Below are 3,311 nucleotides of genomic sequence, written 5' to 3'. Positions count from 1 at the left end.
GTCGTGCACGCCGGCACGCTCGACGCGCAGCACGTTCTGCCAGATGGCGCACAGCCGGACTTCGACTTCGTTGCGCGGTTCGACATGCGCCTCGCGCAGCAGGTCCTCTGAGCGCGGCGCCGTCAGCGCCTTGCGGTCGACCTTGCCGTTGGCGTTCAGCGGCAGCGCTGGCATCACCACCACCACCGCCGGCACCATGTACTCGGGCAGCTGCCGCGCCAGCGCCTCGCGGCAGCGCTGCGGCAGCAAGGCCTGCGCTTCGGCCGCCTCGCCTGGCTGTGCCACCACGTAYGCCACCAGCCGCTTGTTCCCGCCGGCGTCCGCGCCGTCATCCGAGCGCGCCAGCACCACCGCTTCCTGCACCCCCTCGCACGCCGCCAGCCGGTGCTCGATCTCGCCCAGCTCGATGCGGAAGCCCCGGATCTTGACCTGGTGGTCGACCCGCCCGACGAACTCCAACTCCCCGTTCGCCAACCAGCGCACCAAGTCCCCGGTGCGGTACAGCCGGCCCTGGGCGAACGGATCGTTCACGAATCGTTCTGCCGTCAGCGCCTCGCGGTTCAGGTAGCCCCGCGCCACGCCCTCGCCACCCAGGTACAGCTCGCCCACCGCCCCGGTGGGCAGCAGCGCACCCGCCTCGTCCAGCACGTACGCCCGCACGTTGCGCATCGGCCGCCCGATCGAGATCGTGCGCCCCGTGCCCACGTACCGCCCCTGCAGCACCGACCAGGTCGCGAACGTCGTCGTCTCCGTCGGCCCGTACATGTGCAGCAGTTGCCCCGGTGCCCCACCCTGCAGCACCCGGTCCACCGCCTCGTAGTTCACCTGCTCGCCGCCGAACAGCAGCCAGCGCAGCGGCGCAAAGCAGTCCGCGCATTCGGCGCCCACCTGGTTGAACAGCGCCGTCGTCACGAACAGCGTCGTCACCGCCTCGCGTCGCAGCGTCTGGCGCAGGCGCTGCGGCTCCAGCAGCACCTCCTTGCCCACGTGCACCAGCCGAGCGCCATGCGCCAGCGCGCCCCACAGCTCGAACGTCGCCGCATCGAACGCCACGTTCGACGCCTGCGCCACCACGTCCTGCGGGCCCAGTTGCAGGTAGGTCTGGTCGCTGACCAGCCGCACCACGTTGCCGTGCGTCACCAGCACGCCCTTGGGCTCACCCGTCGAGCCCGAGGTGTAGATCACGTAGGCCAGGTGCTCGGGCGCCAGCCCGTCGCGCGGCAGGTCGTCCGCCGCGAGCTGTCCGGTCAACCGCGCGAGCACGTCCTCGTCCAGCGGCAGCACGACCCGGTCGCCCAACGGCAGGTCGCCCATCAGCTCGCGCTGGGTCAGCACGATGCGCACCTGCGCGTCGTCCAGCACGTACTGCAAGCGCTCTTCGGGCAGGCCGACGTCCAGCGGCACGTAGGCGCCGCCCGCCTTCAAGATGGCCAGCAGCCCCACCACCAGATCGAGCGAGCGCTCGGCGCACACCGCCACACGTGTGTCGGGGCGCACGCCCTGGGTGCGCAGCCAGCGCGCCAGGCGGTTGGCTCGCGCGTTCAACTCGCCGTAGCTCAGCTCGCCGTCGTCGAAGCGGGCCGCCACGGCTTGCGGCCGTTGTGCAGCCTGCGTCTCGACCAGTTCATGGATGCAGGCCTGCGCCGGCCAGTCGGTCGAGGTCGCGTTCCACTCCACCAGCAACTGCTGCCGTTCGCCCTCGCTCAGCAGCGGCAAAGCACCGATCGATGCGTCAGGCCGCTCGACAATGCCCTCCAGCAGCACCTCCAGGTTCGTACCCAGACGCTGCAGCGTGGCGAACTCGAACAGGTTCGCGTTGCAGGACCATTGCAGCACCAGGCGATCGCCGACCTCGCTCACGTGCAGCCCGAGCTCGTAGTCGACGCGCAGCGCGTCTTCCGTGGTCTCGATGGCCTGCAGTGCGAGGCCTTGCAGGTCCAGGCGCTCGCGCTGGAAATTCTGCACCGCGAACACGATCTGGTAGAGCGGCCCATGCGCGAGGCTGCGCGTCGGCTGCAGCGCATCCACCAACATCTCGAACGGCACGTCCTGGCGAGCGTAGGCCTCCAGCGACTCGCGACGTCGGCGGCCGAGCAAGTCGCGGAAGGAGGGTTCACCGTCCAGGCGTGTGCGCAGCACCAGCATGTTGATGAACAGGCCAATCAGCGGCTCGACCTCATGGCGACCACGCCCGGCGATCGGCGTGCCGACGACGATGTCGTCACTGCGGCCGTGGCGGCCGAGCAGCACGGCGAACGCCGTCTGCAACACCATGAACAGCGTCGCACCCTCGCGGCGGCACAGCTTGTGCACGCGCGTGGCGAGCGGGGCGTCGATCGTCTGCGTCCAGCGCCGACCTTCGAAGGTCTGCTGGGCCGGACGCGGTTGGTCGGTCGGCAGCGGATGCACCGGCGGCACACCGGCCAGGTGCTCGGTCCACCAGCTCAGCTGACTGCTGAGCACCTCCCCCTGCAGCCAACCGCGTTGCCACTGCGCGTAGTCGGCGTACTGCAGCGGCAGGGCCGGCAGCGTCGCAATCTCCCCGCGGCAGGCCGCAGCGTAGAGTGCGCCCAACTCGTTTGTCAGGATGCCGAGCGACCAGCCGTCGGAGGCGATGTGGTGCATCGTCAAGACCAGCACGTGCTCGTCTTCGGCCAGGGTGAGCAGTTGCCCGCGCAGCGGCCATTCGCGTGCGAGGTCGAAGCGGCGGTCCGCGGCCTCGGCCATCGCATCGTGCACGGCGCGCAGCCGCATCGGACCATCGTGCCCGGTCAGCTCGAGTGTCGGAAGTGCGAACGGCGATGCAGGCTGCACGACCTGGACCGCCGTGCCGTCACGCTCGGCGAAGACCGTGCGCAGCACCTCGTGGCGTTCGACCAGGCGCGTCAGCGCCACGGCCAAGGCACCGGCGTCCAAGCAACCGGCCAGTCGCAACGGCAGCACGACGTTGTAGCGGGCGCTGCCGCCTTCGAGCCGGTCGATGAACCACAAGCGCTCCTGCGCCAGCGACAGCCGCAGCGCATCACGCTCGGTGACTCGCACGATAGGCGGTGGCGCATGCCCGTCGGACGCGGTCCCACGCAGCTCGGCCAGGGCCTGCGCAAGGCCGGCGACGGTGGGCCGCTCGAACACGGTGCGCAGCGGCAGGTCGACGCCGAACGCCGCACGCACGGCGCTGACCAGCCGCGTGGCCAGCAACGAATGCCCGCCCACCTCGAAGAAGTGGTCGTGCACGCCCACCCGCTCGACCCGCAGCAGTTGCTGCCAAAGCGCGCACAGCGCCGCTTCGCGCTCGTCGCGCGGGGCCACAT

The 3,311-nt window shown here is 70.5% G+C and carries 1 protein-coding gene; it reads right to left on the bottom strand.

Going from position 1 to position 3,311, the window contains the following annotated elements; translation table 11 throughout:
• The coding region (locus tag AC1DYI_RS30265) for an amino acid adenylation domain-containing protein (RefSeq protein ID WP_477207821.1) at positions 1 to 3,311 on the bottom strand (3,311 nt) is incomplete at both ends.

It is taken from the genome of Ideonella sp. P3_A4, assembly GCF_056403075.1.
The sequence above is the reverse complement of the archived record's forward strand: the minus strand, read 5'-3'. Positions and strand labels throughout refer to the sequence as shown.